This is a genomic window from Streptomyces sulfonofaciens, from assembly GCF_014656295.1.
GTDB classification, from domain to species: domain Bacteria; phylum Actinomycetota; class Actinomycetes; order Streptomycetales; family Streptomycetaceae; genus Streptomyces; species Streptomyces sulfonofaciens.
In genome coordinates this window covers 133,876-158,207 of record NZ_BNCD01000011.1, presented here as the reverse complement: position 1 = coordinate 158,207, position 24,332 = coordinate 133,876, and the positions used below count along the sequence as shown (strand labels likewise).

At 74.2% G+C, this 24,332-nt stretch carries 16 protein-coding genes; 6 read left to right on the top strand and 10 right to left on the bottom strand.

Features of this window, described 5'->3' with window-relative positions:
- Window positions 1-126: 126 nt before the first annotated feature.
- Window positions 127-717 carry a M48 metallopeptidase family protein gene (locus tag IE313_RS19180; protein ID WP_189933810.1) on the bottom strand — a complete coding sequence of 197 codons (591 nt, stop codon included), beginning with the start codon at window positions 715-717 and terminating at the stop codon, window positions 127-129.
- A 248-nt stretch (window positions 718-965) separates the two neighbouring features.
- Between IE313_RS19180 and IE313_RS19175 the strand changes: the two genes are divergently transcribed.
- Window positions 966-2,195 (top strand): ThiF family adenylyltransferase, encoded by a 1,230-nt coding sequence (locus tag IE313_RS19175; protein WP_189933808.1) that lies wholly within the window; start codon window positions 966-968, stop codon window positions 2,193-2,195.
- A gap of 42 nt (window positions 2,196-2,237) precedes the next feature.
- Complete coding sequence (locus IE313_RS19170; protein ID WP_189933806.1) at window positions 2,238-3,704, top strand: ABC1 kinase family protein; 1,467 nt, start codon at window positions 2,238-2,240, stop codon at window positions 3,702-3,704.
- Window positions 3,705-3,998: 294 nt separating this feature from the next.
- Here IE313_RS19170 and IE313_RS19165 read toward each other — a convergent pair whose 3' ends face one another.
- The 4 genes from IE313_RS19165 to IE313_RS19150 form a co-directional block, all read right to left on the bottom strand.
- On the bottom strand, window positions 3,999-4,322 hold the full coding sequence (locus IE313_RS19165; protein ID WP_189933804.1) for a putative WhiB-interacting protein: 324 nt from the start codon (window positions 4,320-4,322) through the stop codon (window positions 3,999-4,001).
- Complete coding sequence (locus IE313_RS19160; protein ID WP_189933801.1) at window positions 4,319-4,687, bottom strand: WhiB family transcriptional regulator; 369 nt, start codon at window positions 4,685-4,687, stop codon at window positions 4,319-4,321. The genes IE313_RS19165 and IE313_RS19160 overlap by 4 nt, the downstream gene beginning before the upstream one ends.
- A 160-nt stretch (window positions 4,688-4,847) precedes the next feature.
- On the bottom strand, window positions 4,848-5,171 hold the full coding sequence (locus tag IE313_RS19155) for a hypothetical protein (protein ID WP_189933799.1): 324 nt from the start codon (window positions 5,169-5,171) through the stop codon (window positions 4,848-4,850).
- A gap of 164 nt (window positions 5,172-5,335) precedes the next feature.
- Window positions 5,336-7,552, bottom strand: a complete 2,217-nt coding sequence (locus IE313_RS19150; protein WP_229924767.1) for an ATP-dependent DNA helicase UvrD2 — start codon at window positions 7,550-7,552, stop codon at window positions 5,336-5,338.
- 250 nt (window positions 7,553-7,802) lie between these two features.
- Between IE313_RS19150 and IE313_RS19145 the strand changes: the two genes are divergently transcribed.
- Together IE313_RS19145 and IE313_RS19140 are read left to right on the top strand one after the other, a co-directional pair.
- The gene (locus IE313_RS19145; RefSeq protein WP_189933795.1) at window positions 7,803-9,050 is read left to right on the top strand and encodes a COG1361 family protein; all 1,248 of its coding nucleotides are present in this window, start codon (window positions 7,803-7,805) and stop codon (window positions 9,048-9,050) included.
- Window positions 9,051-9,247: 197 nt separating this feature from the next.
- The gene (locus IE313_RS19140; RefSeq protein ID WP_189933793.1) at window positions 9,248-9,490 is read left to right on the top strand and encodes a mycoredoxin; all 243 of its coding nucleotides are present in this window, start codon (window positions 9,248-9,250) and stop codon (window positions 9,488-9,490) included.
- 38 nt (window positions 9,491-9,528) lie between these two features.
- On the opposite strand, the gene nudC is transcribed toward IE313_RS19140, so the two are convergent.
- The 5 genes from nudC to IE313_RS19120 all read right to left on the bottom strand — a co-directional run bounded on the left by nudC (window position 9,529) and on the right by IE313_RS19120 (window position 18,822).
- Window positions 9,529-10,491, bottom strand: a complete 963-nt coding sequence (gene nudC, locus IE313_RS19135; RefSeq protein ID WP_189933791.1) for an NAD(+) diphosphatase — start codon at window positions 10,489-10,491, stop codon at window positions 9,529-9,531.
- A gap of 144 nt (window positions 10,492-10,635) precedes the next feature.
- Window positions 10,636-10,767, bottom strand: coding sequence for a hypothetical protein (locus IE313_RS36015; RefSeq protein ID WP_268256718.1), 132 nt, complete (start codon window positions 10,765-10,767; stop codon window positions 10,636-10,638).
- A 5-nt stretch (window positions 10,768-10,772) separates the two neighbouring features.
- Window positions 10,773-14,399, bottom strand: coding sequence for an ATP-dependent DNA helicase (locus IE313_RS19130; RefSeq protein WP_189933789.1), 3,627 nt, complete (start codon window positions 14,397-14,399; stop codon window positions 10,773-10,775).
- A 324-nt stretch (window positions 14,400-14,723) separates the two neighbouring features.
- On the bottom strand, window positions 14,724-18,260 hold the full coding sequence (locus IE313_RS19125) for an ATP-dependent helicase (RefSeq protein ID WP_189933787.1): 3,537 nt from the start codon (window positions 18,258-18,260) through the stop codon (window positions 14,724-14,726).
- A 175-nt stretch (window positions 18,261-18,435) separates the two neighbouring features.
- On the bottom strand, window positions 18,436-18,822 hold the full coding sequence (locus IE313_RS19120) for an MGMT family protein (protein WP_189933785.1): 387 nt from the start codon (window positions 18,820-18,822) through the stop codon (window positions 18,436-18,438).
- A gap of 302 nt (window positions 18,823-19,124) precedes the next feature.
- Between IE313_RS19120 and IE313_RS19115 the strand changes: the two genes are divergently transcribed.
- Together IE313_RS19115 and IE313_RS19110 are read left to right on the top strand one after the other, a co-directional pair.
- Window positions 19,125-22,418 carry a lysylphosphatidylglycerol synthase transmembrane domain-containing protein gene (locus IE313_RS19115; RefSeq protein WP_229924766.1) on the top strand — a complete coding sequence of 1,098 codons (3,294 nt, stop codon included), beginning with the start codon at window positions 19,125-19,127 and terminating at the stop codon, window positions 22,416-22,418.
- A gap of 99 nt (window positions 22,419-22,517) precedes the next feature.
- Complete coding sequence (locus IE313_RS19110) at window positions 22,518-24,104, top strand: alpha/beta hydrolase (protein ID WP_189933783.1); 1,587 nt, start codon at window positions 22,518-22,520, stop codon at window positions 24,102-24,104.
- The last annotated feature ends 228 nt before the right edge of the window (window positions 24,105-24,332 follow it).

Here is a 24,332-nt window from a genome sequence, read left to right as displayed (position 1 = left end):
AGTGATGTGCGTCGCGCCAGGCTAACGGCAATCGGTGACAGCGTACGAAGACGGCACGGAGCCGGTACACGATCACCGGGAAGGGTGCGTTTCCGCGATGTGCGGCGCACCCGGAAGCGGAATTCCTCAGCGTGTGGCGGGCAGATGGGGAAGTCGGTCCGCCGCCACCACGCCTTCCAGATAGCCACGCGCGCGTTCCGTACGCGGGTATGCCTCCAGCAGCCGCCAGAAGCGGGGGCCGTGGCCCGGCACCAGGAGATGGGCCAGCTCGTGGACGAGGACGTAGTCGATGACGTACTCGGGCATGCCCTGCAAGCGGTGCGAAAGGCGGATACTGCCCTCGGCCGGGGTGCACGAGCCCCAGCGGGTGTTCTGGTTGGTGACCCAGCGGACCGAGCTGGGTCTCGCCCGGCCGTCGAAGTACTGCTCGGACAGCAGCGCGGCCCGCTCGGTGAGATCCGCGTCGCCCAGCGCCCGCTTGCTCTCCTGCGCGGCGAGCTTGTCGAGCATGACGGTCACCCAGCGCTGCTCCTCCGCCTTGGACATCCTGGCGGGGATCAGTACGACGGTGCGGTCGCCCTCGCGGTACGCGGAGACCGTCCTGCGTCGGCGGCTGCTCCTGCGGACCTCGATGGCGCTCGCCCCCGAGCCGCCGGACGGCTGGCTCGTCGTACTGCGCTGAGGGGTTCCGGCGCGGTGCAGTGGGTCGGCGGGCACGCCACGACGTTACCTGCTGTACGCGAGGGAAGTCCCGTCCCCCGGGCTCTTACGAACCCATCCGGCTCCGACCACACCATTCCTCGTATTCGTATGACGAATTCCCGAGCCTGTGGATAACTCTCTGCGGCCGGGGCCCGCGGCGGCGAAGCTGGAACCCGGCCGGCGGAGCGACGGGGGACTCCACCGGCCGGCCGGGGCGCCGTCGGCGCCCCGGCCACCGCACCTGCCATGTCACGGGGGGAACCATGCATCCGGTCCTGAAGCCCGCGCTGCGGCGCGGCTGGCGCAGCCTCCACACCGTCCAGTTCGGCGTGGCACCCGCCCACGCCGTCGTCCTCGGCCCGGTCGACGGGGCCACGGACCGCTTCCTCGCCCTGCTCGACGGCACCCGCGGGCTGCCGCTGCTGCGCGCCGAAGGCCGCCGCACAGGTCTTCCGGAGGGGCGTGTGGACGCCCTGATCGCCCAGTTGACGAGGGCCGGGCTGCTGGACGACAGCACGGGGGGCGGCCCTGCCGCCGAGGCCCTGCGCGCCAGGAGCGCCGTACTCGACCGGCTCCGCCCCGACCTGGCCACCCTCTCCGTCACCGATCCCGCGCCCGGCGGTGCGCTCAGGGCACTGGCCGCACGGCAGGCCATGCGGGTGCAGGTGCGGGGCGCGGGCCGGGTGGGGGTCACGCTGGCGGCGCTCCTGTCGGCGGCGGGCGTGGGCCATGTCGACGTGCGCGACGGCGGCCGCGTCGAGCCCTGGGACGTGGCCCCCGGCGGTCTGCCCCCGGAGTCCATCGGCGAACGCAGGGCCGATGCCGCCCGAAGGGCGGTCCGCCGTGCGGCCCCCGACCGGCATGCGCGCCCTCCTGCCGGCGGCGGGCGGGCCGGCTCCGCGGGCGCGGGCGCCCCTGATGTCTCCCTGGTGATCCTGGCCCCGAGGGACGGCCTCGATGCCCACGCTCCGGACCCCGCCGCCTCGGCGGACCTCGTCGCCGCAGGGGTGCCGCACCTTTATGCGGGCGTGATGGAGGCGACCGGCATGGTCGGGCCCCTCGTCCTGCCGGGGATGACCGGCTGCGCCGGCTGCCTGGCACAGAGGCGTACCGACCGGGACCCCACCTGGCCGCGGCTGGTGGCCCAGTGGCGCTCGGGCCGCCAGCGGCGCGTGATCGCGGGTGACACGGCACTGGCCTCCAGCACCGCGTCGCTGGCCGCCGCCCACGCTCTCGCCTTCCTCGACGGCGGCCTCCCGGCCAGCGCCGGAGCCCGCTGCGAGGTGTCGGCCCCGGGCCTCGACTGGCGGTGCACGCCACTGCCCTCCCACCCCCGCTGTCCGTGCGGCGCCCACGGGAAAGCCGCTGACCAGCAGGATCCGGTTCCTGCGGCAGAAGCAGGCCCCGCTGCGGACCGCCGCGGCCCGGCCCGAGAAGGTAGGACGGCACGCACCACTGTGCACGGCCGACGGCACGAGACAATGTCCCGGTAACCGCCCTACGTGGCACAGACTGTCTGGGTTTTGGAGGGGCGTATGTCTGATCTTCCCCGGAAGGCGGTCACCCGTACCGCGAAGCTGGCCGCGCTGCCGCTCGGCTTCGCCGGACGCGCGACCTGGGGACTCGGGAAAAGGATCAGCGGCATGTCCGCGGAGCTGGTGGGCAGGGAGCTGCAGCAGCGCACGGCCGAGCAGTTGTTCAGGGTGCTGGGCGAGCTGAAGGGCGGGGCCATGAAGTTCGGGCAGGCACTGTCCGTCTTCGAGTCCGCACTCCCCGAGGAGGTCGCCGGGCCCTACCGCGCCGCGCTCACCAAGCTGCAGGAGGCAGCTCCGCCGATGCCGACCAGTACGGTGCACTCGGTGCTGGCCGAGCGGATGGGCGAGGACTGGCGGGAGCTGTTCCTGGAGTTCACGGAGAAGCCGGCTGCCGCGGCCTCCATAGGGCAGGTGCACCGGGCGGTGTGGCACGACGGCCGCGAGGTCGCGGTGAAGGTCCAGTACCCGGGCGCGGGTGCCGCACTGCTCTCCGACCTCGGCCAGCTCAGCCGCTTCGCGCGGCTGCTCGGACCGCTGATCCCGGGCATGGACATCAAGCCGCTGATCGCGGAGCTGCGCGACCGGGTCTCCGAGGAGCTGGACTACGACCTGGAGGCCGAGGCCCAGCGCGTGCACGCCGAGGAGTTCGCCGACGACCCGGACGTACTGGTACCCGGCGTGGTCCACCAGTGCCAGCAGGTGCTGGTCAGCGAGTGGATAGAGGGCACACCGCTCTCGGAGGTCATCTCCGGCGGCAGCCGGGAGCAGCGCGACCGCGCGGGGCAACTGCTGGCCCGCTTCCTTTTCTCGGGCCCGGCCCGTACCGGCCTGCTGCACGCCGATCCGCACCCCGGCAACTTCCGGCTGCTGTCCGACGGAGAAGGCGGCTGGCGCCTTGGCGTGCTGGACTTCGGCACGGTGGACCGCCTGCCCGGCGGGCTCCCGCCGACCATCGGCGCCTGCCTGCGTATGACGCTCGACGGCGAGGCCGACGAGGTCTACGCGCTCCTCCGCGAGGAGAACTTCGTCAAGGAGGACATCGAACTCGACCCGGCCGCGGTGCTGGACTACCTCCTGCCCATCATCGAACCCGCCCAGGTGGACGCCTTCGAGTTCACCCGCGGCTGGATGCGCAGCCAGGCGGCCCGTATCGCCGACCCGCGCTCCCCCGCCCACCAGTTGGGCAGGCAGCTCAACCTCCCGCCGTCGTACCTCCTGATCCACCGGGTGACGCTGAGCACCATCGGCGTCCTGTGCCAGCTCGGCGCCACCGTCCGCCTCCGCGACGAGCTCGAAGCATGGGTCCCGGGCTTCCTGGACGAGGAGGTGTTCGAGGACGAGGACCTCTTCGAGGACGGGGAGGCGTCCGAGGACGAGGAGGTGCCCGAGAACGCGCCCTTGGACGAGAAGCTCGAAGGGCGGCTTGCCAAGGCGGCGGACGAGGGGGAGCCCGCGGCGGAGGCCTGAGAAGAGCGGCACGGCGGGTGCAGGGCAGATGCAGGGCGGCCCGCACCGCGGCGGCGCCGGTGCCGGTGCCGGTGCCGGCGGCGGGCGGGGTGCCGGACGGCCGGTTGCCGTGCGCGGAAGGCTCCGTGCCCGGCGCCGGACATCAAGGCGCCCCGCACGGCTCGCCCCGGTGAGGGCCGGCCCTGCGGGGCGTCCTGGGTTCCGTCTCCTGCCGGGCACGGCCTGACGTCGCTTCCCGCAGCGGCGCCACGCCGTGCCACCGGTCCCGGGTCGCCGGGCCCGGCTCGCGGGCTCCTACTGCATGACCGCCATGGCCAGGGCCCGGCGGGCGCGGAGCGAGGCGCGCTCGGCGCGGCGCTGCATCCGGCGGGCCGTGGCCAGATGTGAGGCCCGGCGCCGGACGTCGGCCTCGCGCAACTGGTCGTGCATATGGGCACGGGCCAGGGCTTCTGGGATGAGTTGCATCTCTCGGTTCCTGTTCTGACGCGAGTCGTTCGCGCCGGTGGTTCGCGGATCCGCTGTCGCTGAGCCCATGGGCTCGTCGGGGGTCGGCTTCATCGGGGCCTGCTTCGTGGGGTCGTGCGTGACGGGGCGATCGATCGTTCCTGTGATGTTCATGCCGCAACCGGGTTCTTGCGCGGGCGGCCACGGGGCCTCTTGCGGGCCACGACGACACCCTGGATGAACAGTTCGCCGCCCCACACCCCCCAGGGCTCACGCCGCTCCCTGGCACCGGCGAGGCATGCCTCGATCAGCGGGCAGGTGCGGCACAGGGACTTGGCGTACTCGACGTCGGTCGGCGACTCGGCGAAGAAGACCTCCGGGTCGTAGGAGCGGCACGGGACGGGTACGCCGAGGTTCTCGATGGCGTCGTCGAGCGCGGTGAGCGCGGTGAGCGGAGTCACGGTGGAGTCCTCTGTCAGGCCGGGCGGGGGGATCGTGTCTGAAGGCGGTACGGACGGGGCGTGCGTTTCGAGTTGCACGGTGCTGTCTTCCTCGTCTGGTCGTTCCGGCGGTTGGCCGGATGGCTGGTACCGGATCTGTTGTTGTCCCGAGGCCCCTCGCTCCGTCCCCCGTGGGGAAAACAGAAGGGCCGCGGATCCCTGGTGGGGTTCCGCGGCCCTGAAGGCGCCGGCCTGGTGGTCAGGCTGGATCACTCCAGGGTTCGAGCCCACGGAAGGCCCACATCGTGTGGTGCTGCGTCGTCTGCTTCCGGGCTCCGGCACCGGTGGCCGCAAAGGCATAGGCCTGCGCCTGTGCCGCTGCTACTGCTTCCGGTGCCTGGGTCGGTCGCTCATTGCGCTCGCGGACGGGCAGGCCCGCGAGGGACACGGAGGACGCCGAACGAACGGCAGGAACGCCGGTCAGATCGGTGCCCGGGATCGAGGAGCCGAGCAGGCAGGAAACGGCGACCGGGCGATCGGTCAATTTGACGGCAGAGCTGAAGCCGGTGTTGATGCTGATCACTTCAATCGCCTCCTCTCGGCGTCTCGGGGGACCGGCCAGGCCGGTCCGAGCGGCTATCAAGTACAACACGGAACCGGGGCTTCGGAGAAGCACGCGTTTCCGTTGGCCACGAACCTATGGGGATTCCCCGCGGATGCGCAAACTATTTTCCCGACGAGTTCGGCTCAGTCCTCGCCGGCACTCTCCAATCCGTCGTCACCTGCGCAGATGGCCAGGACCTGGGCTCCGAAGCGCCGTGTCTTGCGGACTCCGACGCCCGGGATCCGGGCCAGTTCGCTCTCCTGCTCCGGCGCGGTCTCGGCGATGGCGACCAGGGTCTTGTCGGTGAAGACGCAGTAGGCGGGCTGCCCGGTCCGCCGGGCCTGCTCCGCACGCCAGGCGTGCAGCCTTTCGTAGAGCGCCTCGTCCATATCGGAGGGGCAGTCCCCGCAGCGCATCAGCTTCATGGCGCCGGCGTCGGTGAGGGTACGGCCGCAGACCCGGCAGCGGGCGGGAGTGCGCTTCCTCGGCTGCGGACCCCCACCGCCCCCTGCGATCACGCCCCGGCGGCCCGTGGCGGCCGGGGCATGGGCCCTGGCACCCGTCCGCAGACCGTCCAGGAACGGGCTCGGTATCCGGGTGGGACGGCCGCCGGGCGAGCGGGAGAGGGACCAGGAGACGGCGAGATGGCTCCGGGCGCGGGTCACGCCCACGTACAGCAGGCGGCGCTCCTCCTCGATCTGGTCGTCGGTCCTGGCGTAGGCGATGGGCATCATGCCGTCGAAGACCCCGACGAGGAAGACGGCGTCCCATTCCAGCCCCTTCGCTGCGTGCAGCGAGGCGAGGGTGACTCCCTCGACGGTGGGGGCGTGCTGTACGCTCGCGCGTTCGTCGAGTTCCGTCATCAGATCGGCGAGGGTGGCCGAGGGCCTGACACGGGCGAAGTCGTCGGCGAGGCGCACCAGCGCGGCCAGGGACTCCCACTTCTCGCGGACGGCGCCGGATCCGGCGGGCGGTTGCGGTTTCCAGCCCTTGGTCCGGAACACGGCCCTGACCTGCTCGGGGAGGCGGTCGGCGGGGTTGAACGCCGAGTCGTTGCGCCCGAAGCGGGCGGCGGCGCGCAGCGCGGCGCCGGCCTCGCGCACCTCCGGGCGGTCGAAGAACCGCTCGGCACCGCGGAGCTGGTAGGGGATCCCGGCGTCGGCGAGGGCCTGCTCATAGGTCTCGGACTGGGAGTTGGTGCGGAACAGGACGGCGATCTCGCTGGCGGGGACGCCGGAGGAGATCAGGTCGCGGATGCGGCGGGCGGCCCCCTCGGCCTCGGCGGGCTCGTCCGGGTACTCCGTGTAGGTCGGCTCCGGGCCCGCCTCCCGCTGGGAGACCAGGGCGAGGCGGTGGTCGGCGGCGCGGCCGTGCGCCTGGGCGAGCAGGGCGTTGGCGAGGTGGACGACCTGGGGGGTGGAGCGGTAGTCGCGGACGAGCTTGACGACGGTGGCCCCGGGATGGCGGGTACGGAAGTCGAGGAGGTGGTCCGGGGTGGCGCCGGTGAAGGAGTAGATGGTCTGGCTGGCGTCGCCGACGACGCAGAGGCTGTCGCGGTCGCCCAGCCACAGCTCCAGGAGACGCTGCTGGAGCGGGCTGACGTCCTGGTACTCGTCGACGACGAAGTGCTGGTACTGGTCGCGGACCAGGCGGGCGATGTCATCCTGGTCCTGGAGGATGCCCACGGTGAGCAGCAGGACGTCCTCGAAGTCGATGACGGAGCGCTCGCGCTTGATGTCCTCGTAGGCCGCGTAGAGCTGGGCGGTCTCGGCGGGTGCGCGCGGCAGCAGGCGGCGGGCCGCCGCGGCGGCGGCCGCGTAGTCCTCGGGAGCGGTCTGGGTGACCTTGGACCATTCGATCTCGGCGGTCACGTCCCGCAGCTCGGTGCGGTCGAGGCGGACACGGCAGGCCGCGGCGGCCTCGGCGACGAGCTTGCTCTTGCGGTCGACGATCCGCGGCATCTCACCGCCGACGACCCTCGGCCAGAAGTACTGGAGCTGGCGGAGCGCGGCGGAGTGGAACGTACGCGCCTGGGCACCCTGGACGCCGAGCTGACGGAGGCGGCCGCGCATCTCCCCCGCGGCGCGGTTGGTGAAGGTGACCGCCAGGACCGTCTGCGGCTGGAGTATCCCGGCGTGCACGCCGTAGGCGATGCGGTGCGTGATGGCACGGGTCTTCCCGGTGCCCGCACCGGCCAGGACGCACACCGGGCCGCGCAGGGTGGTCGCCACCTCGCGCTGCTCCGGGTCGAGCCCTTCGAGCACCGCGTCGGCACCCCGCGGCGGCGCGGCGACCTGGCCGGCGGGTCCGGCGGGGCCGGCTGCCGGCGGGAAGAGGGTCGAGTGCGTTGCTGATGTCACGCCGCCATGCTGCCAGGTCGGTGTGGCGCGGGCGCCGGTTGTCCACAGGGAGCCACGGTTAGTCATACGAATCGCGCTGGGTGCCTGGGGCGTGGCCGACAAACGGCCTCTGGGGCCGCCGTCCTACAACCTCCCACCGCCTCCGGGCGTCTAGGCAGGGCCGGAACCCGTTCGTCCACGCGGCGTTCGCTCCGGCTTTTCCTGCCGTTCGCGCACCGAACCGTGCGCGTCCCCACCGAGGAGAGCCGCCGTGCGTCAGCGCCAGTGCAAGTCCCTTCGCCCCTCGGGTGCCCTGCGGGCCGCGGCCGCGGTGGCCGCCGCGGCACCCGTCCTCGCGCTGGCACCCGCCGCGCAGGCCGCCCCGGGGGACACGGGACGGCCCGACCTGGTGGTGTCCGAGCTGCCGACCACGGGATGGGAGCCCGGCACCGTCCGGCACGACGGCGTCACCATCACCAACAAGGGCACCGCGGCCGCCGACGGCATCGTCTTCCGGGTGCGCCTCACCCGCGGCCTCGACTTCCCCGGGAGGACCGCCGGCTGCGCCTACACGACCGACCGCGACCAGGTGCGCCAGGCGCTCTGCCGGCTCGGCCTCACCATCGAGCCGGGTGCCACCGCCACCGTGCCCGTACCGATCGAGGTGCTGCCGAAGGCCCTGATGGAGAGCGTGGAGTACGGCACAGGCACCACGGGCGGCATCCCCGGCGAGGGGTACACCGAGAGCTACCACCACACGGCCGTGACCGCGGACAACACCGCCGACCTCGCCGCCGTGGGCGACCGTGCGAAGGGCCGACCGGGCCAGACGGTCACGGTCAGGGCCTCGCTGCGCAACGAGGGCCCGGGCTGGGTGCAGAACAACGTGAGCGACGACCAGCCGGCCCTGATGGTGAAGATCCCCGAGGGCACCACCGCAGTCCGGGTGCCCTCCGACTGCCTGCCCTTCGCGATCGACGGACCGAGCGGCCCCTCCCAGCCCGGCAAGCCGCAGTACGTCTGCCTCGCCTCCGACAACACCCTGGAGGTCGGCTCGGTGCACACGTACACGTTCCGGCTCAGGATCGGCCGGACGGCACAGAGCACGTCGGCAGAGGTGAAGGCCACCTCCGTGTACGACATCCACCCCCGGTTCGACCACAACGCGGCCAACGACACGGCGTCCGTCACCGTCCGCGTCCGCGGCCACCGCCCCGGCCAGGGCTCCGGTGCGGGCACCGGTGCGACCGCCACGCCCGACTCCGGCGCCCCCGGCTCCGGCAACCCCGGCTCCGGCACCCGCACGGACGGTGCCCACACCGGTGACGGGGCTCACCCGGTGGCCCCGGCCGGCGCGCGTACCGGGGCCTCCCTGGTGGCGGACTCCACCGGGGGCGGCGCTCTCGCGGGCACCGGTGCGGGCTCGACGCCCCTGGTGGCAGGGGCGTCGGCCGGAGCCGCGGGCGCCGGCGGCCTGCTGCTGGCGGCGGGCCGGCGGCGCAGGCGGAACGCCTCCTGAACGGTTTCCCGTGGGCCGCGGTGGTTCCCGGTGCCGGACCGGCCGGCCTCCGCCGTGCCTGCGGTCCCGTAGCGACCGGGAGGGACAGTCAGGGGCCCGGGGGCCCGGGAGGGGCCGCCGGACCGGGGGAATGGGAGGCCGCGCTCCGACGTTCGCTCCAGTGCCAGGACCCACCCAGCCACGAAGGAGCACACGCAATGCCGGGCACGGTGAGGATGTACAGCACCACATGGTGCGGCTACTGCCGCCGCCTCAAGGGGCAGATGGACCGCGAGGGCATCGGGTACGAGGAGATCAACATCGAGCAGGACCCGGAGTCGGCGGCGTTCGTGGAGAAGGCGAACGGCGGGAACCAGACGGTTCCCACCGTGCTCTTCCCCGACGGTTCCACGCTGACCAACCCCTCGTTGGCGCAGGTCAAGCAGAAGCTCGGCGTCTGAGCGCCGCGGCGTGTCCGCGCCGCGGCGCCGGGCACGCACTAGGCGGGGGTGGCCCCCGGCCGTGGCACGGGCTCGCCGTACCAGAGCTCGATGAGGCGGGCCGCGATCGAGATCCCGTAGGGGGGCAGCACCTCCCCGGACTCGAACGCGGCCCGCAGCTCGTCCCGGGAGAACCAGCGGGCCTCGGAGATCTCCTCACCGTCCACGGTGATCTTCGAGGACACGGCCCTGGCCATGAAGCCGAGCATCAGGCTGGACGGGAAGGGCCAGGGCTGGCTGGCGACGTACTCGACCTCGCCGACCTCGACGCCCGCCTCCTCCCACACCTCACGGCGCACGGACTGCTCGATGGACTCGCCGGGCTCCACGAAGCCCGCGAGCGTGGAGAAGCGGCCCTCCGGCCAGTGCATCTGGCGGCCGAGCAGCGCACGGTCCTCGTGGTCCGTGACCAGCATGATCACGGCCGGGTCGGTCCGCGGGTAGTGCTCGGCGCCGCAGGCCGGGCAGCGGCGGATGTGGCCGGCGGCGGTGATGACCGTCCGCTCTCCGCAGCGCGAGCAGAAGCGGTGCAGCCGCTGCCAGTTCTCCAGGGCGACCGCGTGCGCCATGAGGCCCGCGTCCCGCGGGGAGAGCAGCAGGCCCGCCTCACGCAGCCCGGCGGCGCGCGCGGACTGGTCCATGCGCCCGGGAAGGCTGTCCTTCTGGAGCGCGAAGTAGCTCACACCGTCCCCGTCGGTGCCGAGGAAGTAGCGGTGCGCTTCGGTGAGCGGAGCCTCGAAGGAGGGCGTCATCACCAGCTCGGTGCTGCCGTCCTCGGTCTCGTCGATGAGCACCTGGCCGCCGGAGACCACGAAGGCCCTGGTCGTCGGGTGGCTCCAGGCGGCGGCAAGCCACGCCTCGTCCAGGCGGTGATGTGCGGCGCGGTCGATGCCGCTCGCGGCGGCGAGCGAGAGCGGGCGGTCGCCGACGCGGTCGTCGGTGCGGTCGGTCCAGGTGGTCACAGTAGCTTCCAACTCCCCCAGTGGAATGAGAGTTTCGGCGGGGCGGTGTGGGTGGGCGTCCGGCGGCGCTCGGCGGGCGGGTGCGGGCCCTGCGCGGATGACGGGGCCCGTCCAGTGTGCCTCGCGGGCCGGGGTCGCCGGTCGTCAGCGGGCTCGGGGCCGTGCGGCGGGGAGGGCGGCGGCAGGAGCGGGGTGCCGCTCACCGGACGCGCGGACGCGCCGCTCACCGGACGTGCGGACGGCGCGGACGGCACCGTCCAGGACTTGCTCATGCATGGAGCCTAACGGTCCGCCGGGAGGTCCCCCTCGGGCGGTTCCGCGGCACCGGGCCCACCCCGGGGTGCGTTGTGACCAGCATCACCGGACCCTTCACCCGTCTCCGGCCGGCCCGCGCGGCGCCGGACCGGGGCCGCGCCGGACGCGTCCGCCCGGTGCTCGGCCGTACCCGGATCCGCCGGCCGCCCCGGCGGATCCGGTGCGCCCTCGAGGAGGATGCGCTCCAGCTCCGCGCGGCCCGGCAGGTGCGGCGGACGGACCGTCCGCCCCGTGCGTATGTGCACGAACACGGCGCCTACGGACTCCACGGGGACGCCGTGCTGCTCGGCCCAGGCGAGCCGGTAGATCGCGAGCTGGAGCGGGTCGGCATGGGGGATCCGGAGCGGGCCGGCCTCGGGGCTGCCGTCTTCCCGGCCGGTGCCGCCGTGGGCCCGGCCGGTCTTCCAGTCGACGATCTCGTACGCGGCGCCGGGCCCGTCGCCCTCCTTGTAGACGGCGTCGATACGGCCGCGGACGACCCGGCCGGCCAGCGTGATCTGGAAGGGGGCCTCCACACGGTGGGGCGTGCGGTGCGCGTAGGGGGTGCGTTCGAACGCCTCCTTGAGAGCCTGCAGGTCGCGTTCGTCGTCGATCTCCGCATCGTCGCCTGGCAGCTCGTCGGGTTCGAGCACGGGCAGCCTGAGCGCCTCGAAACGGGCCTCGACCCAGGCGTGGAAGCGGGTGCCTCGGCGGGCGGCTGGCCGCGGCGGACGGGGCATGGGACGCGCCAGCTCCCGTGCGAAGCCGTCCGGGTCGGCCGCGAGGCGCACCAGCTCCGTGGCCGTCAGCGAGGGGGGCAGCGGGATCTCCGTCACGGCCTCGCGGGCGCGCAGCAGCTCTCCCGTGAGCGCGCCGAGATCACGGTCCCAGGAGGCGATCGCCCGGGCCTCCTCCGGGGTGAGGTCCGGGGCGGCGGCCCCCTGGGACGGGGCGGGAACCCCTTCGCCGTCCCGGTACGGGGCCTCCGCGGCGTCCTCGTCGCCGCTGTGCGGGGCTCCCGCGGTGTCGCCGCCGTCCCGGGGTGCGGCCGCCGGCGTCCGGTGGGGGCTCTGGTGCGGGATCGCGGGGGTCCTGACCGCCCGGTCGTCCGCGGTCCGCTCCAGGTGCGCCAGCACGCGCGCGGCGGCGGCCCTGCGGCGCTCCAGGGCGGTGGGGTCGAGCGGCAGGGGCCACGCCCTGACGGCCTCCTCCGCGCGCAGCAGAGCCGGGTTCTCCTCGTCCTCGGCCGGTTCGTCGGCCCATGCCTCGATCTCGCCGTGGCCCGATGCGCAGTGGTCGTGGAGCGCCCACAGGAAGTCCGAGGGCCCGCGGGGCTTCTTCTGGGCGGGGCCCCACCAGTGCCCGGAGCCGAGCAGCAGGCTGCGCGGGCGGGTGAAGGCGACGTAGCCGAGGCGCAGCTCCTCGGTGTGCTGGTGGTCCTTCATCGCCTCCTGGAACGCCTTCAGGCCCTTGGCGTCCCATGCGGGGACATCGGGCAGGGTCGCGGCGTCACCGCGCAGGGCGTGCGGCAGGACCTTGCCCTGTGCGGTCCACTTCTCACGCCCCTGGGTGCTGGGGAAGGTGCCGCTGACCAGTCCGGGGACGGCGACGACATCCCATTCGAGGCCCTTCGACCTGTGGGCGGTGAGCACCTTGACCGTGTTCTCGCCGCCGGGCAGGGCGGCGTCCAGGCCCTTCTCGTACTGCGCCGCGGTGCGCAGGAAGCCGAGGAAGGCGAGCAGGGTGGCCTCGCCGTCGTGGGCGGCGAAGGACGCGGCGACGTCCAGGAAGTTCGACAGGGTCTCGCGGCGGCGCGCGGCCAGGGCGTGCGGTGACGCGGACAGCTCCACCTCCAGGCCGGTCACCGCCAGCACCCGGTGCAGCACGTCCATGAGCGGATCGGCGAGCGAACGGCGCAGGTCGCGCAGCTCCGCGGCGAGGTGGGCGAACCGCACGCGCGCCTCCGGCGAGAACGGCAGCGCGTCCTCCTGGGGCCGCGCCTCGAACGGCGTCTCCAGGAAGGTGTCCAGGGCGTCCGCGAGGGAGATCACCTCGGCGGGGTCGACGCCTTCGACGGCCTCGGCGAGGCGCCGGTCGGCGTCGTCGGGGGCCGCCTTCTCGTGGCCCACCAGCAGGCGTGCGCGGCGGCCCAGCAGGGCCAGGTCGCGGGGACCGATGCGCCAGCGGGGGCCGGTGAGCAGCCGCACCAGGGAGGCGTTGGCGCCCGGGTCCTGGAGGACTTCGCAGACGGCGACGAGATCGGCGACCTCGGGCAGGTGGAGCAGCCCGGAAAGACCCACTACCTCGACGGGCACCTCACGCGCGACCAGCGCCTTCTGTATCTCGGCGAAGTCGGCCGCGGTACGGCACAGGACGGCGATCCCGCCCGGCGGCGTGCCGGTGCGCACGAGATGGGCGAGGGAGTCGGCGAGCCAGTCGATCTCCTCGGCGTGGGTGGCCAGGAGGGCGCACCGTACCGTCCCGTCGCGTTCGGCGCCGGGGGCGGGCCGCAGGGCCTGCACGCCCGTGTGCAGCGCCCGCAGGGGTGCGGCGAGGGTGTTGGCCAGGTCGAGCAGCCGGCCGCCGCTGCGGCGGTTCTCGCTGAGCGCGTGGCGCTGCGCGGGGCGGCCGTCGGAGGCCGCGAAGTGCTCGGGGAAGTCGTCGAGGTTGGCGACGGAGGCGCCGCGCCAGCCGTAGATGGCCTGGCAGGGGTCTCCGACGGCGGTGACGGGGTGCCCCGTGCCGTCGCCGAACAGCGCGGCGAGCAGGACGCGCTGCGCGACGGACGTGTCCTGGTACTCGTCCAGGAGGACGACGCGGAACTCCTCCCTGAGGATCGCGCCGACCTCGGGGCGGGTGCGGGCCAGGGTCGCCGACAGGGCGATCTGGTCGCCGAAGTCGAGGAGGTCGCGGTCCCGCTTGGCCAAGCGGTAGCGGCCGACCAGCTCGGTGAGTTCGCGGCGGGCGGCGGCGGCCTCCGGGACCTTGCGCAACTCGGCGTTGGTGAGCTTGACGCCGTCCAGCGCGCGCAGCAGCTCGGCGTCGTGGGCGCGCAGCCTGCCCGGGTCCACGAGGTGCTCGGCCAGCTCCGCGTCCAGGGCCAGCAGGTCGCTGACGAGGTCGGGGAAGGAGCGGGTGAGCGCCGGATAGGGGCCCGGCGCCTCGCGCAGGACGCGGGCGGCGAGCTGGAAGCGGGTGGCGTCGGCGAGCAGGCGTGCGGTGGGCTCCAGACCGATGCGCAGGCCGTGGTCCGCAAGGAGCCGGCCGGCGAAGGCGTGGTACGTGGAGATGACGGGCTCGCCCGGGGGCTGGTCCTGCCGTACGGGATCGGGGTCGGTGACGCCCGCCCTGACGAGTGCGGTGCGCACCCGCTCGGCCAGTTCGCCCGCCGCCTTGTTGGTGAACGTCAGGCCGAGGACCTGCTCGGCCGTCACCTGACCGGTGCCGACCAGCCAGACGACGCGGGCCGCCATCACCGTCGTCTTGCCCGACCCGGCACCGGCCACGATCACCTGGGGTGCGGGCGGCGCGGTGATGCAGGCCGTCTGCTCCTCGGTGAAGGGGATGCCGAGGAGCTCCTTGAGCTGCTCGGGGTCCGTGATGCGGGCATTCACGTCGAACGAGGCTAACGGGAGCCGCTGACAACCAGGGCGCGCGGTCCGTCCACAGCCGCCTGTACCGGGTGCGGTGCGCCGCCTTTCGCTCCCGGCGCCCCCTTGCCCACCACGGCCGTTGCCACGTGGCGGCCGAGGCCGTTCCACCCGTACGCCACCGCCCGGGCAGGCCGTCGACGCCGCCCGGGCGCGCCACCTCCGACGCCCGTGCGCGCGGCCGACGCCCGTGTGCGCCACCGCAGACGCGGCTGCGCGACGCGGCCGCCGGTCGGCGAGGTGACGGCCGGTCGGCAGCGTGAGCACCGGTCCGCGGGGCGGCGGGCGCTACTCCACGACGTGGTGGCCTTCGGGGCGGGCGCTGCACGCGGCGCGGAAGGCGCAGTGGGTGCAGTGCTGGCCGGCGGTCGGGGTGAAGCGCTCGTCGAGGACCTTGCCCGCGGCGGTGGCCAGCAGATCCCCGATCCACTCGCCGGACAGGGCCGCCTGGGGCTGCACCTTGGGGAAGGCGTCACCGCCGTCCTTCCGGGCGGCGCCCTGGCGGAGCTGGACGAGTTCGGCGCCGCCGGGCTCCGGGGCCGTCCCGCCGAACACGTCGTCGACGGCGCCCTCGCGCACGGCGAGCTGGTAGACCGCGAGTTGCGGGTGCCGGGCGACGTCGGCGGCAGAAGGGGACTGCTTGCCGGTCTTGAAGTCGACGACGTAGGCGCGGCCCTGGGCGTCCCGCTCCACCCGGTCCATGGCGCCGCGGATGCGCACCTCGAAGGGGCCCGCGCCCAGGGTCACGTCGAAACCGTGCTCGCCGGCGACGGGAGTGCGTCCCGCGCGATCGGTGACGTGCCACCGCAGGAAGCGTTCGAGCGCCACGCGCGCGTGCTCCTTCTCCTGAGCGGACTTCCAGGGCGCGTCGAAGGCCAGCGCGTTCCAGACGCTTTCGAGGCGCTCCATGAGGACGCCGAGGTCGGCGGGGGTGCGTCCGGAGGCCACCTCGTCGGCCAGGACGTGCACGACGTTGCCGAAGCCCTGTGCGGCGGTGGCGGGCCGGTCGGCCTTGACCTCGCGGGCCAGGAACCACTGCAGGGCGCAGGAGTTGGCGAGCTGGTCGAGGGCGCTCCCGGAGAGCACGACGGGGTGGTCGCGGTCCCGCAGCGGCACCTTGCTGTCGGTCGGCTCCGCCAGGCCCCACCAGCGCTGCGGGTGCGCGGACGGCACGAGGGGGCGGCCCTCGCCGTCGTCGAGTGCCGCGAGCCGGGCGAGCCGCTCGGCGGCGGCCTCCCTGAGCGCGTCCGAGACGCGCGGGTCGACGGTGGTGGCCCGCAGCTCGGCGACCAGGGCGGCCACGGACAGCGGGCGGCGCGGGCGGCCGGTGACGTCCTTGGGGGTGACGCCGAGCTCGGTCAGGAAGCGGGACGGCTGGTCGCCGTCGTCGGCGGGGGCCTTCACGGCGGTGACGACGAGCCGGTCGCACGCGCGCGTGGCGGCCACGTAGAACAGCCGCCGCTCCTCGGCGAGCAGTGCGCCCGGCGTCAGCGGCTCGGCGAGGCCGTCGCGCCCGATGCGGTCGGCCTCCAGCAGGGAGCCACGGCGGCGCAGGTCGGGCCAGAGGCCCTCCTGGACCCCGGCCACCACCACCAGAGCCCATTGCAGGCCCTTGGCGCGGTGCGCCGTCATCAGGCGTACGGCCTCGGGGCGCAGGGCGCGGCGGGTGAGGGTGTCCGCGGCGATGTCCTGGGCCTCGACCTCGGTCAGGAAGTTGAGGGCGCCGCGGCCGCCGGTGCGCTCCTCGGCACGGGCCGCCGTCGCGAAGAGGGCGCACACGGCGTCGAGGTCGCGGTCTGCGTTGCGCCCGCCGGCGCCGCCGCGGCGTGCCGCCCGTTCCAGCCGCTGCGGCCACGGGGTGCCGTCCCACAGCTCCCACAGCGCCTCCTCCGCGGTGCCGCCGCCCGCGAGGAGCTCACGGGCCTTGCGCAGCAGTGCGCCGAGCCGCTGCGCGCCGCGCGCGTACACCGGGTCGTGCGCGACGAGGCGTTCCGGCTCGGCCAGGGCCCGCGCGAGCAGCTCGTCGGAGGGCGGGGGCACGGGGTTCCCGGCGGTGCGCTCCTCCTCGCGCAGCGCCCGGCCCAGCCGCCTCAGATCGGTGGAGTCCATACCGGCGAGGGGGGAGGCGAGCAGGGTCAGCGCCGTCTCCGTGTCGAGCCAGGCGTGCGCGGCCTGCCCCCCGCCGCCCGCGGTGGACGCCCCGGAGCCCGCAGCCGCCCCCGGCTCCGTCCCCGTCCCCGACTCCGTCCCCGTCCCCGACTCCGACTCCGGCTCCGGCTCCGGCTCCGGCTGCGACTCGAACTCCGACTCCGTGCCCGTCCCCGGCTCCGCAGCCATGCCCGACTCCGCGGCCGCCCCGGAGGCCGCGGGGGCGACGGAGCCCGCGCGAGCGGCCGAACCGGAGGTGGCGCGGCTGCGCTCCGCGTCGCGGGCCGCCGCCGTGGCCACCGCCTTCAGCGCCGTCAGCAGGGGGGCCACCGCGGGTTCGTGGCGCAGAGGGAGGTCGTCGCCGTCGATGTCCAGGGGAACGCCCGCGGCGGTGAGGGCGCGGCGCGCTGCGGGGATGGCGCGGGATCCGGCGCGCACCAGCACGGCCATCTCGCTCCAGGGCAGCCCGTCCTCCAGGTGGGCACGGCGCAGCAGGTCGGCGATGTTGTCCAGCTCGGCCCCGGGTGTCGGGTACGTGTAGACCTCCACCCGGCCGCCGTCCCGTACGGGGGTGGGTTCCCGGTGGGCGCGCACCTCCTGGGCGGGCAGCCGCGTCAGGGGCATGCGCCGGGCTACCTCCCGGGTGGCGTCCAGCACCCGTGCTCCCATGCGGCGGGAGGCGCCCAGCACCCGCACCGGGGCGGACCGGCCGTCCGCGCGCGGGAAGGCGTGCGGGAACTCCAGGATGCCGTTGACGTCGGCGCCGCGGAACGCGTAGATGGACTGGTCGGGGTCGCCGAAGGCGCACAGGGTGCGCCCGCCGCCGGCCAGGGCCCGCAGCAGGCGCACCTGCGCCGCGTCGGTGTCCTGGTACTCGTCCACGAACACCGCGTCGTACTGCGCGGCGAGCCGGCCGCCGACCTCCGGTTCCGCGGCGAGCAGGACGGCGCGGTGCACCAGCTCGGCGTAGTCGAGCACTCCCTGCATGTCGAGCACGTCCAGGTACTCGGCGAGGAAGGCCGCGGCGGCGCGCCAGTCGGGCCTGCCGATACGGGCGGCGAAGGCGTGCAGTGCGGCGGGGCCGAGGCCCAGCTCACGGCTGCGGGCGAGGACCGCGCGGACCTCGTCGGCGAATCCGCGGGTGGTCAGGCAGGCGCGCAGCTCGTCGGGCCAGCGCACCCGCCCGAGGCCCGCGCGCTCCAGGTCGATCTGCCCCGCGAGGAGTTCGCGGACGGCGACGTCCTGCTCGGGTCCGGACAGCAGGCGCAAGGGCTCGGCGAACAGGTCGGCGTCCTGGTGGGCGCGGACCAGGGCGTAGCAGAAGGAGTGGAAGGTGGTGGCCCGGGGCGCGCGGGCCGCACCGGTGCGCAGCGCCATGCGGTCGCGCAGGTCCACCGCGGCCCTGCGGCTGAACGTCAGCACCAGGATGCGTTCGGGAGCCGTGCCGCGCTCGATGCGTGCCGCGACGGCCTCCACCAGTGTGGTGGTCTTCCCCGTGCCCGGCCCCGCGAGGACGAGCAGCGGTCCGCCGGGGTGGTCAACCACAGCACGCTGGCGTGCGTCCAGACGAGGGGGGTGGACCGGCGCCGGCGGGGTACGCACGAGTCGGTACGCACCGGAAAATCCCGGTCGTACCCCTGGATGCGACGGGTGCCGGAACGAGGAAGGGGAGCTCACGTGAATCGCCGGTTCTGCTGGAGTGCTGGTGGTCGCGCCGCCCCGGACGCCGGACGGCAGCCGCGGGGTGAGTGGGATGGGTGACGCCGACGCTACGCCCCCCGGGTCGCCCGGGACACCGCTTCCCCCGTACGGGCCAGCGGTTGCTGTGGGGGGCGCCCGATGGCGGGAGGCTTCAGGTGTGAGCCTCCGTGCGGCCCCCGCCGTCCCACCGCGCCCGGCGCATGTCGATGCGCGGCATGTGCCCCTCGGACGCGTGACCGGCCTGGCGCAGCGGGGTGGCCTCCGCGCGGTAGTGCGCCAGCGCATCCAGCTCGTGGCCGGGCAGCAGGGCGCCGTCCGCTCGTACCACCCGCCACCAGGGCACCGCGGCGCCGTAGAGGGCCATCACCCGGCCCACCTGGCGGGGGCCGCCCTCCTCCAGCCACTCCGCGACGTCCCCGTAGGTCATCACGCGCCCCGGCGGGATCAGCTCCGCGACCTCGAGCACCCGCTCCGCGTAGTCGGGCAGGTCGCCGTGGCCCTCGTCCGGGGTGTGCGATCGGCGGCTCTCCTCGCTCATCCGTCCCATCCTGCCCTACCGCCACGACAACGAGACCGGACCGTGACCCGCTCGTCCACGTGCCCGGAAACGGGGCATGAGGCACACTGTGGGGCCCCGCACGAGCCCCTGGTGCGTTCTGCTGTCAGAGGGGCATGCCACCATCATGCGGGCGGTGACTGGTGATACGAGATCAAGAAGACACTTCGGAACAGCAGGGCGTGCACCCCGGTGAGCCGGTGGGCACCTCTGCCGCCGTGTCACGCCCGGACGCAGGCGGCGCCGCCCGGCGCGGCGGCCGTACGAGCACCGGCAGGACCGGCGTGAACGGCGCCTCCGGCCCTGCCGCCGCGGCCGACCGGGCCGACGGCACGGGGACGCCCGGCGATGCCACGCGCGGCGAGCCCTCGCCGGGTCGCACGCACGGCAGGGCATCCCAGGGCCGTGCGGGCGGTGACGGCACCGCAAGCGACGCGGAGCGCGACGGCGCCCGCGGGGCCGGGTCCGGTGCCGTCCGCAGTCCCGCCCACGAAGGCACCCGGGCTACCGGACACCACCCCGACGACGCACACGACTCCGGGCAGGGGCCCCACGGCTCCGGGCAGGGGTCCCACGACTCAGGCCGTGGCGGAGCCCACGAGGCGGGCCGCGCGGAACCCGGCGGCGCGCCCGGTGCCCCACCTGGTGGCACACCCGGTGACGACGCACACGCCACGGGCCCCGGCGGCGCGCACGAAGCAGGCCGCGGCGGAGCTGCCGGTGGCACAGGCCGCGGCAGGGCCCCCGGCGCCGGCCCCGGCGGCGCGCACGACGCCCTCCGCGGCGAAGCCCTCGCACCCGTCCGGGGCAGCGCCCACGAGGCCGGCGGCACCGGTGCGCACGAGGCCGGCCAGGGCTCCCACGAGGCGGGCGTCGAGGCACCCGGCCCGCCGCCTCCCCCGGACCGTTCCGAAGGCGGTGCGCACATCGACGAGGTGGAGGGCGACGAACCCCTCCTCCCCGCGCGCGTGCACCGCCCCTCCGACCTGATGCGGCTGCTGTGCGGTGTCCTCGCGATCGTCGTGGTGCTCGCGATCGCCGCGTTCGCACACGGCACCACCTCCGGCCTTGAACAGGACATCAACAAGGGCACGGGACAGGCCCCCGACCTGCTGATCAGGTTCGCCGGCCTGGCGTCGAGCATCGCCGTGCTCCTCGTACCCGTCGCGTTCGCCATCGAGAGGCTGATCAAACGCGACGGGCTGCGGATCGCCGACGGTGTGCTCGCCGCGGTGCTGGCGCACGGCGTGACGCTGGCGACCGACCTGTGGGTGGCGAGAGGGGCTCCGGCCTCCATCAAGGAGGCGCTCACCCAGCCGTCGCCGGGCGACCTCCATGCGCTCACCGATCCCGTGCACGGCTATCTGGCCCCCGTCATCGCCTATATGACGGCGGTCGGCATGGCCCGCAGACCGCGCTGGCGCGTGGTGCTGTGGGTGGTGCTGCTGCTCGACGCGTTCGCCATGCTCGTCACCGGTTACACCACACCCTTCTCGATCATCCTCACTGTGCTGATCGGCTGGACCGTGGCGTACGGGACGCTCTACGCGGTCGGTTCGCCGAACGTGCGGCCCACCGGGCAGAACCTGCTCGCCGGTCTGCGGCGGGTGGGGTTCCACCCGGTGAGCGCGGCACGCGAGGAGCCGGTCCCCGGCGCCGCCGAGGCCGTGGACAGCACGGAGGGCGGCGACCGCGGCAGGCGGTACTTCGTCACCCTGGAGGACGGTCCGCCGCTCGACGTGACGGTCGTCGACCGCGAGCAGCAGGCGCAGGGCTTCTACTACCGCGTCTGGCGGCGTCTGACGCTGCGCGGCATCACCACCCGCAGCAGCCTTCAGTCGCTGCGCCAGGCGCTGGAGCAGGAAGCACTGCTCGCCTACGCGGCCATCTCCGCGGGGGCCAGGGCGCCCAAGCTGATCGCCACCTCGGAACTCGGCCCGGACGCCGTGATGCTGGTCTACGAGCACATCGGGGGCCGCACCCTGGACGCGGTGCCCGACGAGGAGATCGCGGACGCGCTGCTCCACGACGCCTGGCGGCAGGTGCAGGCCCTCCAGTCGCGCCGCATCGCGCACCGCAGGCTGGCGGGCGACGCGATCCTGGTCGACGACGCGGGCCGGGTGGTCCTGACCGACCTGCGCGGCGGCGAGATCGCCGCGGGCGACCTGGTGCTGCGCATGGACGTCGCCCAGTTGGTGACCACCCTGGGGCTGCGGGTCGGTGCCGAGCGCGCCGTGGCCTCCGCGGTGCACGTCCTCGGACCCGACACGGTGGCCGACTGCCTGCCGCTGCTCCAGCCGATCGCGCTGACCCGGGCCACCCGCGGCACGCTCCGCAGGCTGGCGCGCGAGCGCTCGCAGCGGGAGCGCGACGCGGTGCTGGATGCCTCCAGGACGGCGAAACCGGCCCGGCCCGCGGAGGCGGGGCAGCCCGCGGAGGGCGAGGGCGGGCCGGCGGAGGCGGGCGCGGAGCAGGCCGACCAGCGGCACCCCCTCGACAAGAAGGCGCTGCGTGCCGAGAGGCAGGCGGAGAAACAGGCCGTGGAAGAGGCCCTGGAAGAGGCCCGCGAAGAAGACCTGCTGTCCCAGATCCGCCACCAGGTGCTGCTGATCCGCCCGCAGGCGCCGGTGGAACCGGCCCGCCTGGAGCGGATCAAGCCGCGCACCCTGGTGAGCTTCATCGCCGGGGCCATCGGTGCGTACTTCCTGCTCACGCAGTTGACCCACATCGAGTTCGGCAGCCTCTTCCGGGAAGCGCACTGGGGCTGGGTCGCCATGGCCGTGCTGTTCTCGGCGCTGAGCTACTTCGCGGCGGCGATGAGCCTGCTCGGCTACGTACCGGAGAAGGTGCCCTTCATGCGGGCGGTCGGCGCCCAGGTGGCGGGTTCCTTCGTGAAGATCGTGGCGCCGGCGGCGGTCGGCGGTGTGGCGCTCAACACACGCTTCCTCCAGCGCGCGGGCGTACGCCCGGGGCTTGCGGTGGCCAGCGTGGGCGCGTCGCAGTTGTTCGCACTGGGCAGCCACCTCGTGATGCTGCTGGTCTTCGGCTATGTGACCGGCACGGAGAAGACTCCCTCCCTGTCGCCCTCCCGCACGGTCATCGGGGGCCTGCTCACCGTGGCGGTGCTCGGCCTGGTGGTGACGTCCATCCCGTTCCTGAGGAAGTTCGTCGTCACACGCGTGCGGTCACTGTTCGCGGGCGTGGTGCCCCGGATGCTGGACGTGCTCCAGCGGCCGCAGAAGCTGCTCGCCGGCATCGGCGGCACGCTGCTGCTGACGGCCGCGTTCGTGATGTGCCTGGACGCGTCGATCCGGGCGTTCGGCGACGACCGGACCAGCCTCAGCCTCGCCAGCGTCGCCGTCGTCTTCCTGGCGGGAAACGCACTCGGCTCCGCGGCGCCCACGCCGGGAGGCGTGGGCGCGGTCGAGGCCACGCTCACGGTCGGCCTGATCGCCGTCGGCCTCCCCAAGGAGGTCGCCGCGCCGGCCGTGCTGCTGTACCGGCTGCTGACGCTCTGGCTGCCGGTGCTGCCGGGGTGGCTGTTCTTCAACCACCTCACCAGGAAAGGCGCGCTCTAGCACTCCGGGGCGCGCACCGGTGGCTCGTGCCGCCGCGGACGTCACCCGCACGGCCCGCGGCCCCGAGCGCCCCGTACGCGCCCACCGCAGGATGAGGGCATGCCGAAGCCCTTCGCGCTGCGCGCCGCAGCCCTGGCAGCCACCACCGTCCTGCTGTCCGCGTCCCTCGCGGCCTGCGGCGACGCGCGGGGTGCCGGGGACGGGCCCGGCGGCCGCCGGGCCCCGGACGGCCAGGACGGCGACCTCGCGTCCCAGAAGCTGAACTGGCGCGACTGCCCCGCGCCGTCCGAGTCTGAGGGCGGCGGCCCCTCGCCCTCACCGCTGCCCGACGGCGGTTCCTGGCAGTGCGCCGACATGAAGGCCCCCCTCGCCTGGAGCAGTCCCAGGGGCGCAACGATCGGTCTGGCGCTGATCCGCGCACGGACCAGCGGTCCCAGGGACAGGCGCATCGGCTCGCTCGTCTTCAACTTCGGCGGCCCCGGCGGTTCCGGAGTGACCACCCTGCCCGCCTTCGGCAGCGAGTACGAGAAGCTGCGCACCCGCTACGACCTGGTGAGCTTCGACCCCCGCGGAGTGGGCCGCAGTGCGGGGGTGCGATGCGAGGACGACCGCGGGCTCGACGCGTACTTCCAGCAGGACTTCACCCCCGACACCGGCGCCGAGGAGAACCGGCTGCTGCGGAGCACCAGGGCGTTCAACTCGGCCTGCGCACGGCACTCCGGGCGGCTGCTCCCCCATGTCGGCACCGTGGACGCCGCACGCGACATGGACCTGATGCGCCGGGTCCTCGGCGACCGGAAACTGTACTACTTCGGCATCTCCTACGGCACCGAGCTCGGCGGCGTCTACGCCCACCTGTTCCCGAGGAGGATCGGCCGCGCGGTGTTCGACGCCGTCGTCGACCCCACCCAGAACCCCGAGCAGAGCTCGCTCGGCCAGGCCAGGGGCTTCCAGTTGGCGCTGGACAACTACGCCGGGGACTGTGCCGCCAGACCCGGCGGCTGCCCCGTCGGCAGCAGCAAGCAGGACGTCGAGCGGCGCATCGCCGGGCTGCTGAGGAGTCTGGACGCCAAGCCCCTGCCGGGGATCGCGCCGCGCCGCCTCACCCAGACCGCCGCCACCAACGGCATCGCCCAGGCGCTGTACTCCAAGGACTTCTGGGACTACCTCACGGAGGGCCTCGAAGCGGCCTACGACGGCAACGGCACCGTCCTGATGATGCTGTCCGACTCGATGAACGGCCGCAACGAAGACGGCCACTACAGCAACATCCAGGCCGCGAACGTGGCCATCAACTGCGCCGACGACAGACAGCGCTACAGCCGGGCCGAGGTGCACAAGCGCCTTCCGGCCTTCCGGCGGGCGTCCCCGCTGTTCGGCGACTACCTGGCCTGGGGCATGCTCAACTGCACCGGCTGGCCCGTCGCGGGCGCCGCGCCCCACCCGGACGTACGCGCGCCCGGCGCACCCCCGATCCTCGTCATCGGCAACACCGGCGACCCGGCCACCCCCTACCGGGGCGCGCACCGGATGGTCCAGAGTCTCGGCGGGCACGTCGGAGTGGAACTCACGTACAGGGGCCAGGGCCACGGGGCGTACGACAGCGGGAACAGATGCGTACAGAACGCTGTCAACGGCTATCTTCTGGACGGGAAGGTGCCGCGGGCGGGCACGGTGTGCTCGTAGACGGCATGTGCTCGGCGCCGGTGCCCGCCTCCTCCGGTACGCGCTCGGCGCGGTGCCTGCCCTGCGCGGTGCCACCTGACGCGGCCCCCGCCCCGCACGGTCCGGTCCCGGCACGGACAGGTCCGGTCCCGGCACGGTGGTGCCCGCCGAATCCGGCGCGCCCCGCACCGCCGCACCACCGGGCCACCGCATCACCGGGAGACCCGCACCACCGCAGCACCGCACCCC